Raw genomic sequence first — 21,803 nt, 5'->3', positions numbered from 1 at the left:
TCGTCGTGCCGGGTGAGCACGGTGTCGGTGACGACCAGCCGGAACCGGGCGGGCATCCGGGTGCCGAACTCCGCGTCCTCGCCGGTGCGCAGCCGTTCGTCGAATCCACCGACCTCGTCGAAGACCGCGCGGGGGATCAGCGCGGCGGCGAAGAGCGTCGCCGCCCTCGGGCGTCCGACGCTGCGTCGTCGCCAGAAGTGTTCGAAGGCGACGCGGTAGCGCTCGACGGGTCCGTCGTCGTAGAGGGGGTGGGGGGCGTAGATGCCTTGGACCATGCCGGTGTGGGGGTGGTGTGGAGGGTGTGGAGGGCGTTGGTGATGGCGTCGGGGTGCAGGGCGGTGTCGGAGTCGACGAAGAAGAGTAGGGGTGCGGTGGTGTGTCGGGCTCCGGTGTTGCGGGCGGCGGCGGGTCCGGTGTTGGTGGGTTGGGTGATGAGGGTGCAGGGGAAGTCGTGGGTGATGGTGGGGGAGTCGTCGGTGGAGTGGTCGTCGACGACGATGACTTCGGTGGGTTGGTGGGTCTGGGCGTAGATGGATTCGAGGCAGGCGCGCAGGGTGCGGGCCTTGTTGTAGTTCGGCACGACCACTGCCACCGCGTCTCCGGCCGGCATCAGCGTCTCCCCACGCCGTCGGCCACCGGGCGTGGCCGTGCTGCCGGTGGGCCATCCTCGGCCGGACCGATGCGACGCAGTCGGGTCGCCGCGCCGACCAGCAGCGCCGCGCCGAGCAGCGTGTAGAGCAGCTCGACCGGCCGGACCCAGGCCCGCTCGGTCAGCGGCACCAGGCCGAGGACGTGCACGACCCACCAGGGCAGGGGCAGGGCGAAGACCAGCCACAGCCCGCCGATCGCCCGCCGCCCGCCGCCACCGGGCCGACGCGCGACGAGCAGCACCAGCAGCGGCACGCACCAGACCCAGTGCGTGTACCAGGTGACCGGCGAGACCAGCAGGCCGGTCACCACGCACACCAGGAGTCCGGTGAGCTCCTCGTGCCGGCGGCTCGCCCACACCGCCACGGCCAGGCCGGCCACGCCCACCAGGGCGCTCAACGGCAGCCACACCGGGTGCGCGGACTCCGGCAGGAGGTGCAGCACGGCGCCCCGCACCGAGCTGCCGAACGCCTCCTCGCCCGGCGGACGGGTCCGCGAGCCGTCCAGCCCGGCCCCGCCCCAGAAGGTCAGGGAGGCGCCCGGCAGCAGCAGGAAGCCGACCCCGATGGTGCCGAGGAAGGTCACCAGGGCGGTCACGCCGGCCCTCGTCCGGCCGGTCAGCAGCAGGTACCCGACCACGACGAGCGGGGTCAGCTTGATCCCGGCGGCGACGCCGACCAGGACACCCCGATGCCGGTGCGGCCGCAGCAGGTCGACCAGGACCAGCACCATCAGGAGGAGGTTCACGTTGCCCAGCAGCAGGGTGCCGGCCACCGGTGACAGCGGCAGGACGACCGCGGTGCCGGCCGCCAGCAGCCCGGGCCCGTGCCGGTGCGGGGCGACATGGTCGACCACCAGCCACACCACGGCGGGCACGGCGAGCGCCGACAGCACCGTCCAGGCCCAGAACCCGACCGCCGGACCGACGGGCGGCAGCGGGGTGAACACCAGCGCCGCGAACGGCGGATAGGCGAAGCCGTACCCGGCGAGGGACACCTCGTACGGCGACCCGCCGTCGAGGACGGCCCCGGCCGCCGCCCGGTAGACCGCGAGGTCACCGCCGGGGACCCAGGCGCTCCCGGTACGCGCCGCGACCCACTGCACGGCCCCGACCGCGCCGACCGTCGCGGCGACGGTCAACAGCAGCACCCCGGTCGTGCCACCGCCGGGCGTCCGGCCGCCGGGACCCGGAACCTCCGGCGGGGGCAGCCTCATCGGGGTACTCCCACCGTGGGGTCGGCCCGCCAGGTGAGCCGGTGCCACAGCCGCTGCCCGGTGCCGACGGCCGCGCCGGCCGCCGAGGTGAGCTGGTAGAGCAGGTGGACCAGGGCGAACCGCAGCCCGAACCGGACGCCCCGGTCGGCGACGACCCGCCGGTGGGTGCCGGCCTCCAGCGCCGTGGCCACGGCGAGCAGGAGCAGCGGCACCGCGAGCCCCGCCGGCCCGGCGACCAGCGGCAGCGGCAAGGCGAGCGCGGCGGCCAGGACGAGGCCGCTGGCCAGCACCCGTGCGGTCGCGCCACCGAGCGCCTCGCCGGGTCGCACCTCGGCGGCGCTGGCCCGCGCGCGGAGGAACACCTTCGGCAGCAGCACCCGCAGCGTGGTGTCGTGGTCGTGTACGCCGGCGATGGCCGCCGTGCCGCGCACCTCGTACCGCTGCCGGAGTCGGTGCCCGTACTCCGGGGCCTCGGTGTGCCGCAGGTCGGGGTTGAACGGGCCGACCTCGCGGAACACCTCGGCGCGCATCGCGCACAGGGCGGTGTGCAGCCCCTCCATCGGGCCCTCGTGGGCCAGCCACCAGTGGTACATCTGCAGTGCCCGGTACTCCGCGACCAGGTTGCGGGTGAGCAGGGACTCCGGTCGCAGCACCCCGCAGATCGCGCCCAGTCCGGGCGAGGAGAGCAGGTGCGCGACGGCGGCGGCGACGCTGTCGGGTTCCAGCGCGACGTCGGCGTCGAGGAAGAACAGGATCTCGCCCCGGGCGTGTGCGGCCCCCCGGTTCCGGGCCGCCCCGGGCCCGCTGTTGGTGTCCAGCCGCAGCACCGTGGCCCCGGCCGCCTCGGCGATCACGGCGGATCCGTCGTCGCTGGCGTCGTCGACCACGACGATCTCGATGGCGGGGTACGTCTGCCGCCGCACCGACCGTACGCAGATCGCGACCGTGCGGGCCCGGTTGTAGCAGGGAATGACGACGGAGACCAACGGATCCACTGTGCCTTCCTTCCTCACGTCCGGCCCGTCCGGCCCGACCGGTGTGGTCCCCGTGCCGGGGCAGGTTCGGGCGACGTTCCGTGCAGCCGGAGTCCGTGCGGGGTGGAATTCGTCGACAGGGGCGCGTCGGTGGATTTTCCGAACGGTTCCCCGGTCAGGAAATGGCGAGACCGTGGGTGGGTCTACCAAATGATGACCGCCTATATGTTGCGGTGCTTGTCGGTGGGTGGTCAAGGGGTTGACGTGTTGTCGGTTACATCTGTTCGGGGGTTGGTCAATCGTTTGTACGGAATGCCGAATGTTTTCGGCCGGGAACGGCTGCTATTTGGTAAACCTCGATTAGGTCGGCCTTGCCCCGTTGGGATCGGGGTTAGCCCGGACGGGTGCTTTGGTCCATCGTGGACCGGTGTGTGGGTGGATCTGGCGCGGCCGGCTCGGCGATGGCCCGGGGGTGGCGCGGATCGGCGAGTGGGGATGGCGGCGGCGCGGTGTTTTCCTGCAATTCGGTTTCTAGATCGCGGCGCTTTTCTTCACAATCCTTCGGTGGCTCCTGTCGGACCCGACCGGAAGCGCCCAGGATTCGATCAACGGCGCGCGACGGCGCCGCAGTCGGCGCACCGTTCCCGATCGGACCAGTCGATCCGGTCGAGAAGCGCCGGGGTGACCGGCTCCTGGCCGAATGCCTGCCGCAGGGCCATCCGGAACGTCCACAGCGACTCGGCGAAGGGGTGGTACACGGCGTGGTACTCCGGGCTGGCGAGAGCGGCGCCCGTCCGGATCGCGTCCCGGATCGCGATGAGCCGCAGGAACGCGGCCTCACCGGCCGCCACCACCGGCACGGTCGCCGAGACGAGCAGCTGCTCGCGGGCGACGTACAGCGCCGCGTCGTGGACCGCCCGGTTGGCCGCGTCGTACCGGCGCGGTGGGGACAGGTCGTCGCCGGCGACCCGGCGGAGGGCGCCGTGTGTGGCGTCCAGGGCGAGCATGAAGGCGACACCGCTGGCCAGCCCCGGCGGCAGCGGGGCCGACGTCGGCAGGGCGGTCTCGGCCCCGGGGCGGTCGGCGGTCGGGCGGTCGGACGCCGGCGCGCGTGCCGGTGGACCGGCGGGAGCCGGATCGGGCGGTGCCGCCGGGGACGCGTGCCGCATGAGCGCGGCCAGCGCGCCGCCGGTCGCCAGGGCCTGGTCACACCGCCGGGCCAACGCGAGGTTCCCCGGTGCCCGGCCGGTCTCCACCTTGCTGAGGTATCCCCGGCTGTAGTTGACCCGTCTCGCCAGGTCGGCCAGGGAGAGGTTCGCGGCCTGCCGGTGGCGTCGCAGGCACTCGCCGAGACTTTCGGGGTGCTCCGTCCCGTCGCGGGGCGGGTCGGTCACCGCCACGGCAGTCGGCCCCCGTCCGGGGTGGGACGGACGACGGCCGTCCACCGGGCGGCTGCGGGACGTCGCATGGCACGACCGTACCAACGACACCGGTGTCCGGCATCGGGCGCGCGACGCGCAAGGGTGCCCGGACGTCCATCGGACGCCGGGCACCCGGACCCCGCTGTCAGGGGCAGCGGGGCGTGGAGACCTGGTTGTCGACCAGCGAGGAGTGGATGAAGCCGGTCGTCGGGCTGTTCACCTTGAACCAGCGGTTGGAGCTGTAGTCCGAGTAGGGCGGGTTCACCCAGTCGCCGTCCTTGTAGCAGACCATGGTGACGGTGGTGCCGTTGCCGTAGTAGCCGTTGGAGCCACAGTTCAGGCTGGTGCAGCTGCGGATGTTCGCGCCGCCGGAGTTCGAGGCGATGGTGGGGCTGGCGGCGAACGCGGGCGTCGCCGTCAGCAGGAGGGCGCCGGCGGCTCCGGCTGCCAGGACGAGGCGGGCGAGGCGACGGGTGGTGCGGTTCTCGGACACGGACTTCTCCTTGCCGTCGTTGGGGGAATCCGACGCGGGCTTCCACTCGCGTCGCCGGAGTCCGCTGGTCAGGCGTGCGATCCGGTACTTCCCAGCATTGGCCGGCGCAGATGCTTCAGGAAGGTGTTTCCTGTTGCGTGCCGGACAGGAGACAGTGGCCGTGCCGGGCGGCGGGCGCGGACCACGGTGGACGGTCTACCCACGACAGTGGTCACGTAAAGTTACCCCCCGGCTTCCGCTGGCCACGACTGGTCCTTTTCGGCAGACTGTTTCGGATCCGCATGATCGATGGCTGTCAGTGGCCGTCGTCGACGTCGAGACGGGGTGGAACACGTGGAATCTCTCCGCCGCACCGCAGCCGCGCGCCGGCCGGCCTCCGCCGGACGGTACGCCTGATGCCGGAGACCCGCGTTCCCCGACAACTGGTGCTGTTCCGGCTGCTCGTCGTCGGCACCTCGGTCTCGGCGTTCGGCAGCTACCTGAACATGGTGGCGCTCAACCTCTTCGTCTACCAGGCGACCGGCAGCGCCCTGCAGACCGGCGCCTTCATGGCCCTGCGGCTGGGCGCCGGCTTCCTCGCCGGCCTGGCCGGAGGCACCATCGCGGCCCGACTCCCACGCCGTCCGGTGATGGTGGCCTGCGACCTGACCCAGGCCGCCGCGCTCGTCGCGCTGGCGGTCGCCCCCACCTCGATCCGCCTCGGCCTGCTCCCGGTCGTCGCGGTGGCCGGCGGACTGCTCGGCACCACCTCCTCGGTGCTGCTGCGCAGCAGCGTCCCGGACCTGGTGTCCGGCCCGGACCGGGTGACCGCCAACGGGTTGCTGGTCACCGGTCGGGCCGTCGCGATGACCCTCGGCTTCGCCGCCGGCGGCCTGCTGGTCGGCTGGCTGGGCTACCGGGCGGCATTCCTGGTCGACGCGGGGACCTTCCTCTTCTCCGGCCTCCTGCTGGCCGCGCTGCCGTTGCGGTTCCCGAACCCCCGGGCCCGGTCGGCCGAACCCGCCGCCGACCGTCCGGACGCCCGGCGGCAACGCCGGCTGGCGCTCGCCGCGCTGGTGGCCGCGCCCGCCGTCCTGGTCATCGTGGTGGTCCGCGCCGCCGACGCGCTCGGCTCCGCCTCCCACAACGTCGGCCTGCCGATCTACGCGACCCAGGTGCGTCCCGAGGACCCGGCCGCCTTCGTCGGCAACTTCTTCGCCGTCTGGGCGGTGGGACTGCTCACCGCCCACCAGTTGGTCAAGCGACTGAACCGGCGTGGGCCGGGCTTCGACGACCCGCGCCGCAGCGAGCTGGCCTTCATCGTCGGCACCTGCGTGATGTCGGCGGCGTTCGTCGTGGCCTTCATGGACCTGCCCGGCTACTGGGTCTTCGCGGTGGCCCTGGTGGCCGGGGCCGCCGACGGCTTCACCGAGATCAGCTACACCACCCGGCTCCAGGCCGAACCCGACCCGCAGCGCGGCCACTTCTTCGGGGCCACCGCGATGGCCGAGAATGGAGGGCTGGGCGTGGGCATGCTGCTCGCCGCCGGCCTGCTCGAAGTGTGGCGACCGCTGCCGGTGGCGGCGGTCATGCACGGCGCGGTGGTCGCCCTGGCCCTCGCCGTCGCCCTGGCCGGCGTGCTGCGCCACCGTTCCACCGCCACGCACAGCGGCACCGCGCCCCCGGCACCCGGCCCGGCGGGTGCGGTCGCCGCGACGACCCCGGCCGAGGAGAGTGGACGTTGACCGTGGACGAGCTGATCCGGGCACTCACCGAGCGCGCCGAGATCGTCGACGCCGCCGTGCTGGACCGGACCACCGGCGACGGGCAGGAGCGGCGGATCGCCTACGTGGTGCCGGCCGCCACGGTGCCGCCGATCCGGGCGCGACGGACCGCCGAGGTGGTCACGCTGGCCCGGCGCGAGGCGTCCGGGCCCCCGGTCACCGTGGCCGTGGTCTCCGGCATCCCCCGGGCCGCCGACGGCACTCCGGACCGGGCCGCGCTGGCGGCGCTGCCGGTCGCCGGCACCGTGGGGGCCCCGGTCCGACCGGCACCCGCGCCGCCGGCGCGGCGGCGGCACCTGGCCGACCTGATCGACCTCCCGGCCCGCTGGGCGGCGACGGCCGCCACCGCGTCCCCCACCGCCGCGCCGGACACCCCGCCGCCGGACGGACCGGCGGCCGTCGCGGCGGGTCCCGCGACGATCGTCGGGCCGGACGACCCGGAGACGCTGCCGGAGGCCCTGGTCCGTGTCGCCGAGCAGTGGCCCAACCGGGGCCTGCGGGTCGTCGAGGAGGACGGCACCCGGCTGCTGCCGTACCCCGACCTGCTCGCCGCCGCCCGGCGGACGCTGACCGGCCTGCGCGCCGCCGGCCTGCGCGCCGGAGATCCGGTGATCCTGCACATGCCGTCCCTGCTCGACCACTGCGTCGCGCTCTGGGCCTGCCTGATCGGCGGCCTGCACGCCGTGGCGGTCGCCCAGGCCCCCGGCTACACCGACCCCAACGCCACCCTGGACAAGCTGGAGCACGCCTGGCGTGGCCTGGACCGCCCCCCGGTGCTCTCCGGCGACGGCACCGTGGCCGCGCTCACCCGGTACGCCGACCGCCACGGCCTCGACGGGATGCGGGTGCTCGACGTCGCCGACTGTCGTGACCACCCACCCGCCGCCGACCTGCACCGGCCGGATCCGCAGGACGTGGCGATGCTCCAGCTCTCCTCCGGCAGCACCAGCCGGTCGAAGGTGATCCCGATGACCCACCGGGGCATCGTCGACTACGCCCGGGGCGCCCGGCAGGTCGGCCGGATGCGGGCCGGGGACGAGGTGCTCAACTGGCTGCCGCTGGACCACGTGGCCGGGATCGTCATGATGCACATCGGCCCGGTCGTGCTCGGCTGCGGCACCACCCACGTCGCCACCGCCCTGGTGCTCGCCGACCCGCTGCTCTGGCTCGACCTGCTGGAACGTCACCGGATCCAGCACAGTTGGTCGCCGAACTTCGGCTACAAGCTCGTCTCCGAGGCGCTGCGGCGGCGACCGGACCGCAGCTGGGACCTGCGGCACGTCCGGAGCCTGATCAACGCCGGTGAGCAGTGCACCGTGCCGGTGGTCCGGCAGTTCCTGGCGGACGTGCGCGGCTTCGGCATCGAGCCCGCCACCCTGCTGCTGGCCTGGGGAATGGCCGAGACCTGCACGGCGATCAGCTACCAGCCGGCCGACGCCTCGGCGGTGCAGCACCTGGAACTCGCCGCCGACGGCACCCGGGTGACCCTGCGCGACGCCCCGGGGCCCGGTGTCACCGGCTTCCTCAGCATGGGCGCCGCGGCCCCCGGCGCGCGGTTCCGGATCACCGCCCCGGACGGCACCACCGCCCTGCCGGACCGGCACATCGGCCGACTCCAGGTGCGGTCGGTGCGGGTCACGCCCGGCTACCTCGGCAACGACGAGGCCAACCGGGCCGCCTTCCCCGACGGGGACTGGTTCGACACCGGGGACCTCGCCCTGCTCACCGACGGCCGGCTCACCATCACCGGGCGCGGCAAAGAGGTCATCATCGTCAACGGGGTCCACTACTTCTGCCACGACATCGAGGACGTGGTGGGCGACGTCGACGGTGTCGCGGCGAGTTTCGTCGCCGCGGTCGGCGCGCCGGACGTCGACGGCGCCGAGCAGATCGTGGTGCTCTTCGTCGCCGAGCAGGAACCGGACCCCGCCCTGTTCACCCGGATCCGCCGCCGCCTGGCCGACCGGCTCCAGGTCGCCACGGTCCGCCTGGTCGCGGTCGACCGCGACCGGTTCGAGAAGACCACCAGTGGCAAGATCCAGCGCAGCGCCATGCGTACCCGCCTGCTCGACGGTGGGTACGCCGCCGCCGAACGCCGCGCCGACCTGCTGGAGGCGGGCCCGGACACCATCACCGACTGTCTCTACCGACCGGCCTGGACACCCCGGGCGATGGGCGGCGACCCACCGCCCGGACCGGTGCTCGTGGTCACCGACCGGCTCGGACTCGCCACGGCCCTGCGCGACGCGCTGCCCGACGTCGTGCTCGTCGACGGCCTGACCGCCGCCGGGGACGGCGCGCCGGCGGGCACGTCGGAGGGGGACGGCAGCCCGACCCTGCGCGCCGCGCTCGCCGCGCCGGGCCGGACGCCCGCGCTGGTCGTCTTCGCCCCCAGCTACCTGCCGACCCCCGACCCGGCCGACGCGGCGGCCGTCGACGCCGCCGTCGAGACGTGCGGCACCCACCTCCTGCACCTGCTGCGGACGCTGGCCGGGGCCGATTGGACCGGCACTCTGCTGACCGTCAGCCGGGGTCTGTACCGCATCCGGGGCGACGAACCCGGCTGCTACCCGGCCGCGCTCACCGCCAGCCTCGGCGAGACCTTCGGTGTCGAGCACCCCGACGTCCGCACCTGGCACCTCGACCTGCCCGGCCCGGACGTGGCCACCGACGCCGCCGTGCTCGCGGCGGCGACCGCCTGGCGGCACCGCGAGCACCTGGTGGCCTGGCGGGACGGGCCGCTCGTGCGCACCCTGCACCGGGTCGAGGCCCCTGACGCCGCCACCGGCGACGGGCCGGTGGTCCCACCGGGCACCCGCTGGCTCGTCACCGGCGGCCTGGGCGGCGTGTCCCGGGCCGTGCTGGGCCGGCTCGCCACCGACCTCGACCTGCGCCTGCTCGTGGTCGGCCGGACACCGGCCGCGCAGGTCTCCGCCGCCGTGGCGGACCTCGACGGCGGCACCGGACGGGTGCGGTACGCCGCCGCCGACGTCACCGACGGCGCTGCCCTGCGGGCCGCGCTCGACGCGGCCGAGCGGGAGTGGCAGGCGCCGCTGGACGGGGTGCTGCACCTCGCCGGCGACTACCGGCAGGCCACCCTGACCGACATCGATCCCCGGCGGTGGCGGGCCGCCACGGCGGCCAAGGTGGACGGTTCGGTGCAGGTGGCCCGTCTGCTGCGGCACCGGCCGGGCACCCGCCTGGTGGCGTTCTCGTCCCTGCTGGCGCTGGTGCCGGTGGTCGGCACCGGTGGCTACGCGGCCGGCAACGCCTTCCTGGAGGCGCTCTGCGCGCACCTGGGCACGGAGCGGCCCGTGCAGTGCGTGAGCTGGGGGATGTGGCGCGGCATCGGGATGAGCGCCACCCGGGGCGGCGTCGAGCAGGCCACCCGCCGCCACCTGCGGACCCTCTCCGGCACCGAGGGGCTCGCGCTGACCCGGGTGGCGCTGCGCCTGCCCCCGGGGCACCTCCTCGCCGGCGTCGACCCGGACGCGGCGCGTGTCCGGCACCTGGTGCGGCCCGTCCGGCCGCTGGAGGCGGTCACCGCGTCCGGGCCGGACCCGGTCGACGCCTTCGGCACCCCCGCGCTGGTGGCACCGGAGGACACCGCCGAGGAACCGGCGGAGGGGACGTCGGTGCCCCCACCCACTGCGCCGGACGGTCCGCCTGCCGCGCCGGCACCGGACGGCCCGCCTGCTGCGTCGGCACCGGCCGACCCGACGCCCCCACCGGTCGCCCGCACCGCGCCGTCGGCTCCGTCGGTGGTCCCGACGTCATCGTCCGGGCCCCGTCCGACCACGACGTCCGACGCGCCGGCCCGGGACCCGCTGACCGTGACGCGCACCGTCCGGGAGGTGCTGCGCGCAGCCCTGCCCGCCGGGATCGAGGAGCGCACCGCGTTCCACGACGCCGGCCTCGGCTCGGTGCACCTGCTACGCCTGCACACCCTGCTGCAACAGGCCCTGGACGCACGCTTCCCGCAGACCGCCCTGTTCACCCACGGCACGCCCGCCACGCTGGTGGCGTACCTGGTGGACCTGCTGGCCGGCGCGGCGACCCGGACCGGCGACACCGGCGGCGTACGGGCCCCGGGCGACGGACGTATCGCGATCGTCGGCATGGCGTTGCGGCTGCCCGGCGCGGACACCGCCGCCCGGTACTGGCGCAACCTGCTCGCCGGGCAGGTCGACGTGCGCCGTTTCGACCGGGCCGAGCTGCTCGCCGCCGGCTGGCCGGCCGCCCTGGTCGACGACGAGGCGTTCGTGCCGGTCAGCGGCGCGCTGGAGGACATCGAGAGCTTCGACGCCGAGGCGTTCGGCATCGCGCCGCGCGAGGCGACGCTGACCGACCCCCAGCAGCGGCTCTTCCTGGAGGTATGCCAGGAGGCGCTGGAGGACGCCGGGTACGCCGGCACCCGGCGCCGGGTCGGGGTGTTCGCCGGCTCCGGCATGCACCTCTACTCGCTCCGCTCCTACCTGCTGGAACAGCTCGCCGGCACCGACCCGGTCGACCACCTCACCGCGTTGCAGGTCACCATCGGCAACCAGCCCGATTTCCTGGCCACCCGGGTGGCGTACCGGCTGGGGCTGACCGGTCCGGCGTTGAGCGTGCAGACCGCCTGCTCCACCTCGCTGGTCGCGGTGCACCTGGCCGTACGGTCGCTGCTGGCCGGGGAGTCGGACCTGGCGCTGGCCGGCGCCGCCGCGGTGCACGTGCCCCGGGTGGCCGGTTACCGGCACGCGGAGGGGTCGATCCTCTCCCGCGCCGGCGTCTGCCGTGCCTTCGACGCCGACGCCGACGGTACGGTCGGGGGGAACGGGGTCGCGGCCGTCCTGCTGAAGCGCCTCGACGACGCGCTCGCCGACGGCGACACCGTCCACGCGGTGATCCTCGGCTCGGCGGTCAACAACGACGGGGCCGCCAAGAGCGGCTACACCGCGCCCACGGCCGACGGCCACGCCGGGGTGATCCGGGACGCCCTGGCCGTGGCGGGGGTACCCGCCGCGTCGATCGGCTACCTGGAGACCCACGGCACCGGCACCCGGGTCGGCGACCCGATCGAGATGGCGGCCCTGCGGACGGTCTTCGCCGACCGCACCGCCCCGCTGCCGCTGGGCGCGGTGAAGGCCAACATCGGCCACCTGGACACCGCCGCCGGCATGGCCGGGCTGATCAAGGCCGCGCTGGCGGTCCGGCACGGCCGGATCCCGCCCGTGGCCAACCTGCGCCGGCCCAACCCGGAACTGCGCCTGGCCGACGGCCCGTTCGACCTGCCCACGTCGGTCCAGGCGTGGCCGGTGCCCGGTCCCCGCCGGGCCGGGGTCTCGTCGCTGGGCGTCGGCGGCACCAACGCCCACGTGGTGGTGGAGGAACCCCCGGCTCCCGCCCCCGCGCCCCCGTCCGCCGCCGACCCGGGCCCGCCAACCGTCGTGCCGCTGACCGCGCAGACGCCCGCCGCGCTGACCGCGCTGGCCGAGCGGATGGCCGACCGGCTCGCCACCGACCCACCGCGTCCCGAGGACGTGCTGGTCACGCTCGGCGCGGGCCGGCAGCGGCGACGTCACCGGCTGGTGGCCTGGGCCACCGGCCCGGCCGAGGCGGCCTCGGTGCTCAGGGGCCGGCCGGACGCGGCGGGCGAGCGGGCCGGTTCGGTCACCGGCGCGGTCCCCGACACCGGGCCCGGGCCGGTCGTGCTCGCCTGCACCGGACAGGGGGTCAACCTGCGCGCGGCGGCGGTGGGCCTGCTGGCGTACGAGCCGGCCCGGGAGGTCCTGGAGACCTGTGCCGTCCGGTACCGGCAGGACTGGGGAGTCGACCTGCTGGCGGCGCTGCGCGGCGCGGCCCACGAGTGGAGCACCGCCACCGTGCAGCCGGCCCTGTTCGCCCTCCAGGTCGCGCAGGCCCGGCTGCTGGAGTCGGTCGGCGTCCGCCCGGACGTCGTCATCGGACAGAGCGCGGGGGAGTACGCCGCGCTCTGCCTGGCCGGCGCGCTCTCCGTGGAGGACGGCCTGCACCTGGCCGCCGTACGGGGCGAGTTGATGCAGCGCGGCACGCCACCGGGCGCGGCCCTCGCCGTCCTGGCCGACGAGGCCGAACTGGAGCCGCTGCTGCGCCGGGCACCCGAGGTCGAGCTGACCGTGTCCAACGGGCCACGCCGGCACGTGGTGGCCGGACCCCCGTCGGCGGTGCGTCACCTCGGGCGGCAGCTCGACGCCGCCGGCCTCCGGCACCGGCCGCTGCCGACCGACCGGGCGTTCCACTCCGCGCTGCTGGAACCGGTCCTCGACGACCTCACCGCGCACGCCGCCACGCTCGACTGGCGACCGTTGCGGATCCCGCTGGTCACCGGGCTCGGCGGTGCGCGCCTGGCCCCCGGTACGCGGCCGGACGCCACGCACGTGCGTCGCCAGACCCGGGAACGGTCGGACTTCGGCGCGGGCGTCGCCGGGCTGGTCGCCGACGGCTGCGCCACCTTCGTGGAGCTGGGCCCGGAGGCGCTGCTCACCATGCTCGGCCGGCAGTGGCCGCAGACCCGGTGGATCCCGGTCCAGCGGGGACGGGCCGACCGGGCCGCCGAGGTGCTCACCGCCCTCTCCGAGTTGTTCTGCCGGGGCGTCGAGGTCGACTGGGCGGCCCTGGCGCCGGCCGGCCGCCGGGTCCCCCTGCCCACGTATCCGTTCCAGCGGACCCGGCACTGGGCCGCCGTGCCCCGTCCGGTGCCGTCCGTCCCGTCCGACCCCCCGGTCGCAGGAGGTCCCGACATGTCCCCGGCCGCCACTCCGGCCCCCGCCGCCTCGCTCGTCCTGCGCCGGGTGCGGGAGCTGACCGCCCACCAGCTCGGCACCGACATCGACCGGGTGCCGGAGGAGACGCCCTTCTTCGACCTCGGCGCCGACTCGCTGTTGATGATCAACCTGTTGCGGGAACTGGAGACGACCTTCGGGATCCGGGTCCCGATGCGGGAACTGTTCGAGGAACTCGACAGCCCGAGCCGGCTGACGGCGGCGATCGTCGAGCGGGCCGCACCGGAGCGGCTCGCCGCGCTGGGCGCGCCCGCCGCCGATGCCCCGTCCCGCCCCGCCGACGCGCCGTCCGCCACGGTGGACGCGACGCCCGTCCCGGTGTCCGGCGTCGCTCCGGCGGCGACCGCTCCGTCCGGATACGCCGCCGTCGCCCCGTCCCGCCCCGACACCCCCGCCGCCGACGCCGGGCCCGACGTGGTCCGGACCGGTCCGGTGCTGCCCACGCCGGTGGTAGCGACCGTGCCCGCTCCGGCGCCGCCCGTGCCCGGCACGCCGCTCCCCGGTGCGTCGGCGGTGGCCGTCCCGCCGACCGGGCCGGTCCCGTCGTCGGCGGCTGTCCCGACGGCGGGTGACCCCGTCGCCGGTGAGCTGCTCCGGGGGCAACTCGCGCTGATGGGGCAGTTCACCGACCTGATGGCCCGCCAGCTCTCCGCGCTGGGCGCCGTCCCGCCGCCCGCCGCCGTCCCGCCCGCCGTGCCGTCGTCCGCCACCGTTCCGGCGTCCGCCATCACCGCGCCGCCCGCCGCCGCAGCCGCGACACCCGCCCCGGCCGGGGCTGTGCCGGCGTCCGCGCCGGTCGTGCCCGGCGCCGGGTCGGCGGTCGACGGCACCGTCGCACCGGCGGCGTCGGCGCGGACCGACCCGGCGACCGTCCCGGCCCAGGTCGGCCCCCGGCCCACCCGGGTCGGCGCGGGGCTGGGCGGTGGTCGTCTCGACCCCCGCCAGCAGGAGCACTTCGCCGACCTGGTCCGCCGCTACACCGCGCGGACCGCGACCTCCAAGGCGCTCGCCCAGCGGCACCGGCGGCGGCTGGCCGACAGCCGGGCCGTGGTCGGCTTCCGTCGCGCCACCAAGGAGCTGCTCTACCCGCTGGCCGCCAGGCGGGCCCGGGGCGCCCACCTGGAGGACGTCGACGGCAACACCTACGTCGACATCACCATGGGCTTCGGGGCCCTGCTCTTCGGCCACGAGCCGGACTTCCTCACCCGGGCGTTCGCCGAACACCTCGACGGCGGGCTGCGGCTCGGGCCCCGGGGCGCGGAGACCGGTGAGGCGGCCGAGCTGCTCTGCGACCTGACCGGGATGGACCGGGCCGCCTTCGCCACCACCGGCACCGAGGCCAACTCGGCGGCCTTCCGGCTGGCCCGCGCGTACACCGGTCGTCCGCTGATCGTCATGTTCACCGGGTCGTACCACGGCCACATCGACCCGGTGCTGGGCCGTGGGGTGCGCGACGGCGACACCTGGCGCACCGTGCCGGTCTCCGCCGGCATCCCGGAGTCGGCGATGAGCGACGTCATGGTCCTGCCGTACGACGACCCGGAGAGCCTGGTGGCGATCGAGAAGTCCGCCCACCGGATCGCCGCCGTGGTGGTCGAACCGGTGCAGAGCCGGTACCCGGACCGCCAGCCGGCGGAGTTCCTCCACGCGCTGCGGGCCGCCTGCGACCGGCACGGGATGGTCCTGCTCTTCGACGAGATGCTCACCGGCTTCCGCCCGCACCCGCAGGGCGCGCAGGGCGTCTTCGGTGTCCGCGCCGACCTCGCCACGTACGGCAAGGTGATCGGCGGCGGCTACCCGGTCGGCGCGGTGGCCGGTCGCGCCGACATCATGGACTGGGTCGACGGCGGCTTCTGGACCTACGGCGACGACAGCTACCCGCCGCAGGACACCACCTTCTTCGGCGGCACGTACATCCAGCATCCGCTCTCCATGGTGGCGGCCCGGGCGGTGCTGACCGAGCTGCGCGACCGGGGGCCGGCGCTCCAGGACGGGCTGAACCGGCGCACCGAGCGGCTCGCTGCGGCGGTCAACGCGTTCTGCGCCGAGGAGCACTTCCCGCTGCGGGTGCACCGCTTCGGGTCGCTGTTCCGCTTCGCCTCCGAGGTCAACCTGGACCTGCTCTTCCATCACCTGGTGCTGGCCGGGGTGCACGTCTGGGAGTGGCGCAACTTCTTCCTCTCCGATGCGCACACCGACGCCGACGTCGACTGGATCGTCGACGCCGTGCGGGACAGCCTGCTCGCCCTGCGGGCCGGGGGGTTCCTGCCCGGTCCGGCATCCGCTCCCGGCGCGCCGCCCGTCCTCGGCCCGGCCGCCGTCAACGGAGCGGCCTCCGCCTCGGGGCCGATCTCCGTCAACGGGCGACCGGCCGTCGTGCCGTCCCGGGTGGCCGTGCCGCCTCCGGTCCGGGAGCGGGTGCCGGCGGTGGCGCCCGCCCCGGCGGTCGTGCCGGGCCGGGCCGACACGCCCGCCCGGCCGGCGACCCCGGGGGGCGAGGGCCGGGCCGACGCCGCGCCGGACACCGGCGGCACGCGGGCGGCGGGCCGGGTCGACGTCAGCCTCTACTTCTTCGGCGACTACCCGCAGGAGAGCGTCGAGGACCGCTACGACGCGGTGCTCGACGCGGCGGCCTTCGCCGACACCCACGGGCTGTACGCGGTGTGGCTGCCCGAACGCCACTTCGACTCGTTCGGCGGCATCTTCCCCAACCCGTCCGTGCTGGCCGCCGCCGTCGCCGCGCGCACCAGCCGGGTCCGTATCCACGCCGGTTGCGCCGTACTGCCGCTGCACGACCCGATCCGGGTCGCCGAGGAGTGGTCGGTGGTGGACAACCTCTCCCGGGGCCGGGTGGGGATCGGCTGCGCCAGCGGCTGGCACGCCCGGGACTTCGTCCTCGCCCCGCAGACGTACGGCCGGCACCGGGAAGCGATGTACGAGTCCCTCGACCAGATCCGCCGGCTCTGGCGGGGGGAGGCGGTCACCCGTACCGCCGGCAACGGCGAACCCGTCGAGGTGCGGCTCTTCCCGCCGCCCGTCCAGTCGATGCCACCCCTGTTCACCGCCGTGGTGGGCAACCCGGACAGCTACCGCCGGGCGGCGGCGGCCGGGCTCGGTGTGATCACCAACCTGATGTCCCAGGACGTCACGCAACTGGCCGGCAACATCGCCCTGTACCGGCAGACCCGGGCCGAACACGGCCTGGACCCGGACGGCGGGCGGATCGTCCTGCTGCTGCACACCTACCTCGGCGAGGACGGCGACCGGGCGCGCGAGGAGGCGTTCGGCCCGTTCTGCGACTACCTCCGGTCGTCGCTGGCCCTCTTCGGTCAGGTGACCAACAGTCTCGGGGTCACCATCGACCTGGACTCGACCGCCCCGGAGGACGTCGACTACCTCCTCCGCCGGGCCTACGACCGGTACACCTCCGACCGGGCGCTGATCGGCAGCCCGGAGGAGGCCCGACCGCTGGTGGAACGTCTCACCGCGCTGGGCGTGGACGAGATCGGCTGCTTCGTCGACTTCGGTCTCTCCCCGAGCCGGATGCTGGCCGGCCTGCCCGGCATCGACCGGCTGCACACGCTTCTCGCCGGTCCGGCCGGACCGACCCCGGCGTCCGGGGCGTCCGGCGGGACGGCGGCACCCGGCGGGACGGCGGCACCCGGCGGGACGGCGGCACCCGGCGGGACGGCGGGCCAGCACGACGCCGGGGCTCCGGCGGAGGACGCCAGCCCGCTGACCGAGGCGCAACGCGAGATCTGGTTCGCCGAGCGGGTCCTGCCCGGCCGTCCCACCTACACCGAGTCCCAGGTGGTCCGCCTGGACGGGCCGCTCGACGTGACCGCCCTGCGCGACGCGCTGACGCTCGTCGTACGACGGCACCCGGCGCTGCGGTCCACCGTCCGGGAGGTCGACGGCGAGCCGTGGCAGGTGCCGCGACCACCCGCCCCGGTCGAGTTGCCGGTGCACGACGCGCCCGGTCGGGACGTCGCCACCCTCGCCGCGCAGATCGCCGAGGAGGAGACCCGACACCGGTTCGACCTGGACACCGGTCCGCTGTTCGCGCCCCGTCTGGTTCGGGTGCACGAGCGGCTGCACCTGCTCGTGCTCCGCATGCACCACCTGGTCATCGACACCCTCTCGGCCCAGGTCCTCGCCCGGGAGGTGGCCGCCGGCTACCGGGCGGCGCTGGCCGGCCGACCCGCCGAGCTGCCGGCCCCGCCGCCCTGGCCGGTCCCGGCCGACGAACCGGCCCCGGAGGTGGTCGACGCCCAGTTGGCGTACTGGCGGGAACGGCTCGGGTCCCGCCGGGCCGGGCCGGGGCTGCCGACCGACCGGCCCCGTCCGGCGGTCCCCAGTGGGGTCGGCGCGGTCGCCGGGGTCGAGTTCGACGCGGACCTCACCCGGGCGGTGCGCGACGCCGCCCGACGGCTCCGCGCCACCCCGTTCATGGTGCTGCTGGCCGGGTTCGCGGCGGTCGTCGCCGACGGCCGCCAGCCGGACGTGCTGCTCGGCACCCCGGTCGCGCACCGTCCCGCCGCCGCGCAGGAGGCCGTCGGGCTCTTCGTCACCACGCTGCCGCTGCGGCTGTCGGTGACCCCCGACGCGAGCTTCGCCGACGTCGTCCGGGCGGCCCGTGCCGCGCTGCTCGACGCGCACGACCACCGGGACGTGCCGGTGGGTCGCGTCGCGCGGGCCCTGGGCGTCGAACCCGAGGCCGGGCGACACCCGCTGTTCGACGTCGTCATCGAGTACGACAACCAGCCGGCCTTCGCGTTCGACCTGCCCGACGTCCGGGCCACCCTGCTGGACGCGGCCGTCCGCCGGGCGCCGTTCGACCTCACCCTCTTCGTCACCGACCTCGGGGACACGCTGCGCTGCCAGCTCAACTACGCCACCGACCTGTTCGACCCCGGCACCGCGCGGCGCGTCCTCGACCGGCTGGTGGCGGTGCTGCGGGCCGGCACGGCGCGTCCGGACGAACCGGTCGTCCCGCCCGAGGCGAGCCCGACGGGGGAGGACGGCGGACCGCCGCCACCCGACGCCGACGTCCCGCTGCCCGCCCTGCTGCGTCCCGACCGGACCACCGTCGTCGGTCCGGACGGGCGGCTGACCGGGCCGCAGCTGCGCCACCGGGCGGCGGCGGTGACCGAGGCGTTGCGCGCGGCGGGCGTCGGCCCCGGCGACCTCGTCGGCATCCACCTGCCCCGCAGCGCCGACGCGGTCGCCGCGATGCTCGGCGTGCTGCACGCCGGAGCGGCCTACGTTCCGCTGGCACCCGAGCAGCCCACCGCCCGGCTGGCCGACGTCGTCGACCAGGGCGCGCTGCGGGTGGTGGTGTCCCGGTCCACGCTGCCGCCACTGCCCGGCGCGGCGGTGACCCTGCACCTGGACCGGCTCGCCGCCGCCGACCCCGCCGCCGACCCCGCCGCCGAACCTGGCGGCGACGGCCCGGCGGTCGAGCTGGACGACCCGGCGTACGTGCTGTTCACCTCCGGCTCCACCGGTCGCCCCAAGGGCTGCGTGATCCCGCACCGGGCGATCAGCAACACCGTCGCCTGGTACACCCGAGACCTGGGCATCACCGCCGACGACCGGTTGAGCTGGTTCTGTAGTCCCGGCTTCGACGCCTCCTGCATCGAGGTGTGGCCGGCGCTGCGTGCCGGCGCGACGCTGCACGTGGTCCCCGACGAGGTCCGGCTCGACCCGGTGCGTCTGCGCGACTGGCTGGTCGCCACCGGCGTCACCGTGGCGTTCCTCCCCACCCCGGTCGGGGAACTGCTGCTCGACCTGGACTGGTCCGGCGGGCCCCGACCGGCGCTGCGGCACCTCGTCGTCGGCGGCGACCGGCTGCGCCGCGGTGCCACGCCGGGTCTGCCGTTCACGCTCACCAACGTGTACGGCCCCACCGAGGCGACCGTCGTCTCCACCTGGGTCCACCTCGACGGCACCACCACCGGCGACGAGCCGCCGCCGATCGGTCGACCGGTGCCCGGCACCTTCGTCCGGGTGCTCGACGACGAGGGCCGGCCGACCCCGGTCGGCGTGCCCGGGGAGGCGTACCTCGGTGGCCGGCAGTTGGGCCGGGGCTACCTGGGCCTGCCGGAGGAGACCGCCGCCCGCTTCCTCCACCACCCCGAGTACGGTCCGGTCTTCCGCACCGGCGACGTGCTCCGGTGGCGTCCCGACGGGCAGTTGGAGTTCCTGCACCGGGCCGACGCGCAGGTGCAGATCCGGGGCTTCCGGGTGGAGCCCGGGGAGGCCGAGCACCATCTGCGCCGCCTCGACGGGGTGCGGGACGCGGCGGTGCGCGGCTGGACCGACCCCGACGGCGGGCACTACCTGGCCGGGTACGTGGTGCCCGACCGTCCCGGCGTGGACCCGGCGGACCTGGCCCGTCAGCTCGCCGCCCGCCTGCCGGACTACCTCGTGCCCACCGCGTGGACGATCCTGCCCGAGCTGCCCGCCACCGAGAGCGGCAAGATCGACCGGGCGGCGTTGCCGGAGCCGGACCGGACGTCGGCGGAGTGGGCCGGCGACGGCACCCCGCCCGCCGACGACCTGGAACGCCGGCTGCACGACCTCTGGTGCGCCGAACTGGGCCTGCCCGCGCTCGGTGTGGAGACCACCTTCTTCGCGCTGGGCGGCACCTCGCTGACCGCGATGCGGCTGCTCAACCGGGTCCGTGCGGAGACCGGCGCGACCATCGGGGTGCTGGACTTCCTGCGCGAACCGACGGTGCGGGCGATGGCGCGGTGGCTGCGCGAGACGGGGACGGAACCGGCCGACGCCGGAGCGCCGGCCCGGGTCAGGGGGACACTGTGACCGCCCCCGAGTCGACCGACCTGGACGATCTGCTGCGCGAGCTGCGTCGCCGGGACGTGCGGCTCACCGTACGCGGGGAGCAGCTCGACTACGACGCGCCCGCCGACGCGCTCGACGCGGAGCTGCTCGCGGCCATGCGTCGGCTGAAGCCGGCGTTGCTGGGCCGACTCGGCCGGGCCGACGGCCCGCCGGTGCCGGCCGGACCGGAGTCCACCGCCGCGCCCGTCCGCACCGGCTCCGCCGTCGACGCCGATCCCGACCCCGGGGACGACGGCGACGACTGGCGGGTGCTGGCGACCGCGCCGGCCAGCTTCGGCCAGACCCGGCAGTACCACATCACCAGGCAGATGGCCTTTCCGCAGGTGCTGACCGTGGCCTTCCGGCTGACGCTGCACGGCCCGCTCGACCGGGCGGCGCTACGCCGGGCCCTGACCGGGCTGACCGTCCGGCAGGCGGCCCTGCGGACCCGGCTGGCGGCCCGGGAGGACGGGGTGTGCCAGCAGGTGCTCGCCCCCCGGCCGGTGCCGCTGCCGGTGCGGACGGTCCCGGTGGACGACCTGGACCGGGCGGTCGAGGAATGGGCCTCGATCCCGTTCGCCCTGGACCGTGAACCGGCGTTCCGGGCGGCGCTGTTCCAGACCGAGGGCCCGACCGGGCCGGACGACCGCCGGCACGAACTGACCCTCGCCATCCACCACGGCTACGTCGACGGATGGTCGGTCCAACCGCTCCTGGACGACCTGGCGGCGTTCTACGAGGCGGAGGTCACCGGCCGTCCCGCCGACCTGCCGCCGTTGCCGGCCGAGTTCGTCGACTTCTGCCGGTGGGAGGTCGAGTACCTGGCCCGGCCGGAGACCCGACGGATGCTCCGGGAGTGGGTCGACGACCTGCCCCCCGGGACCGTCCCGATGCGGCTGCCCACCGACCGGCCGCGCGTTCCCCTCACCACCGACCCCGGCGGGGTGCTCCACCACACCTTCCCGGCCGACCTGGTCGCGGCGGTGTCGGCGTACGCCGTGAGCCGGAACGCCACCCCGTACGCGGTGTTCATGGCGGCCTACACCTGGCTGCTGCACGGGCTGAGCGGCTCGCCGACCGTCAACCTGGCCACCTCGGTGGCCAACCGCACCGATCCCCGGTTCGACCGGGTGGTGGGTGTCCTCGCCCAGGCGGCCCTGCTGATCGTCCCGGTCGCCGGCGTGGCGTCCTTCGACGAGCTGGTCCACCGGACCACGCGGGTGACCTGGCAGGCCCTGGCCCGCCAGTCGGTGCCGTCGTCGGTGCAGATCGCGACGCTCGGCGAGGCGTTCGCCGACTTCCCGTGCCGGGTCTACTTCGACCTGCTCGACATGGCCGACCCGGTGCTGCGTCTGACCGGCCTGGAACCGGCCCTGGCCCGGGACGTCGTGCTGGCCGGCGCCCGGGGCGACCTGACCTGGCAGCTCCGTCCCCTGCCGACAGGTGAGATGGCGTTGCTCATCGAGTACGCGGCGAACCTGTTCGACGCCGACACGGTCGCCGGCTGGCTGGACCGGTACCAGCGGCTGCTGTCCCGGTTGCTGGCCGCGCCGGACGCCCCGCTGCCCCGTGCCGGTGACGCCGGGACGACGTGACCGGCCGGGTGGTCCGCCGACGTCGGCGGACCACCCGGCCCGGGTGCC

General features: G+C 75.5%; 8 protein-coding genes. 3 read left to right on the top strand and 5 right to left on the bottom strand.

The features are described 5' to 3' along the window. Nucleotides 1-136: 136 nt before the first annotated feature. The 5 genes from GA0070618_RS28040 to GA0070618_RS28020 form a co-directional block, all read right to left on the bottom strand. Nucleotides 137-610, bottom strand: a complete 474-nt coding sequence (locus GA0070618_RS28040) for a glycosyltransferase family 2 protein (protein WP_088984301.1) — start codon at nucleotides 608-610, stop codon at nucleotides 137-139. Beyond that, nucleotides 610-1,863 carry a glycosyltransferase 87 family protein gene (locus tag GA0070618_RS28035; RefSeq protein ID WP_088984300.1) on the bottom strand — a complete coding sequence of 418 codons (1,254 nt, stop codon included), beginning with the start codon at nucleotides 1,861-1,863 and terminating at the stop codon, nucleotides 610-612. The genes GA0070618_RS28040 and GA0070618_RS28035 overlap by 1 nt, the downstream gene beginning before the upstream one ends. Next, the gene (locus GA0070618_RS34135) at nucleotides 1,860-2,858 is read right to left on the bottom strand and encodes a glycosyltransferase family 2 protein (RefSeq protein WP_143740273.1); all 999 of its coding nucleotides are present in this window, start codon (nucleotides 2,856-2,858) and stop codon (nucleotides 1,860-1,862) included. Before GA0070618_RS34135 ends, GA0070618_RS28035 begins: the two co-directional genes overlap by 4 nt. Before the next feature lie 584 nt (nucleotides 2,859-3,442). Further along, entirely contained in the window at nucleotides 3,443-4,231 is a 789-nt protein-coding gene (locus tag GA0070618_RS34400) for a helix-turn-helix domain-containing protein (protein WP_197701667.1), read from the bottom strand. A 172-nt stretch (nucleotides 4,232-4,403) separates the two neighbouring features. Continuing rightward, nucleotides 4,404-4,751, bottom strand: coding sequence for a hypothetical protein (locus GA0070618_RS28020; RefSeq protein ID WP_088984298.1), 348 nt, complete (start codon nucleotides 4,749-4,751; stop codon nucleotides 4,404-4,406). A gap of 395 nt (nucleotides 4,752-5,146) precedes the next feature. Between GA0070618_RS28020 and GA0070618_RS28015 the strand changes: the two genes are divergently transcribed. The 3 genes from GA0070618_RS28015 to GA0070618_RS28005 are packed head-to-tail and all read left to right on the top strand — an operon-like array spanning nucleotide 5,147 to nucleotide 21,755. Further along, nucleotides 5,147-6,475, top strand: a complete 1,329-nt coding sequence (locus tag GA0070618_RS28015) for an MFS transporter (protein WP_157749027.1) — start codon at nucleotides 5,147-5,149, stop codon at nucleotides 6,473-6,475. A 2-nt stretch (nucleotides 6,476-6,477) separates the two neighbouring features. After that, nucleotides 6,478-20,142 carry a non-ribosomal peptide synthetase/type I polyketide synthase gene (locus GA0070618_RS28010; RefSeq protein ID WP_231931961.1) on the top strand — a complete coding sequence of 4,555 codons (13,665 nt, stop codon included), beginning with the start codon at nucleotides 6,478-6,480 and terminating at the stop codon, nucleotides 20,140-20,142. Next, nucleotides 20,139-21,755, top strand: a complete 1,617-nt coding sequence (locus GA0070618_RS28005) for a condensation domain-containing protein (RefSeq protein WP_088984295.1) — start codon at nucleotides 20,139-20,141, stop codon at nucleotides 21,753-21,755. Before GA0070618_RS28010 ends, GA0070618_RS28005 begins: the two co-directional genes overlap by 4 nt. Nucleotides 21,756-21,803: the final 48 nt, after the last annotated feature.

This window comes from Micromonospora echinospora, from assembly GCF_900091495.1.
GTDB classification, from domain to species: Bacteria; Actinomycetota; Actinomycetes; order Mycobacteriales; family Micromonosporaceae; genus Micromonospora; species Micromonospora echinospora.
Note: the sequence above shows the minus strand (reverse complement) of the source record. Positions and strands in the feature narration are given on the sequence as shown.

Coding starts and splice junctions, on each gene's coding strand:
- GA0070618_RS28035 (WP_088984300.1), bottom strand. CDS start 1,863: ATGAGGCTGCCCCCGCCGGAGGTTCCGGGTCCCGGCGGCCGGACGCCC.
- GA0070618_RS28040 (WP_088984301.1), bottom strand. CDS start 610: ATGCCGGCCGGAGACGCGGTGGCAGTGGTCGTGCCGAACTACAACAAG.
- GA0070618_RS28015 (WP_157749027.1), top strand. CDS start 5,147: ATGCCGGAGACCCGCGTTCCCCGACAACTGGTGCTGTTCCGGCTGCTC.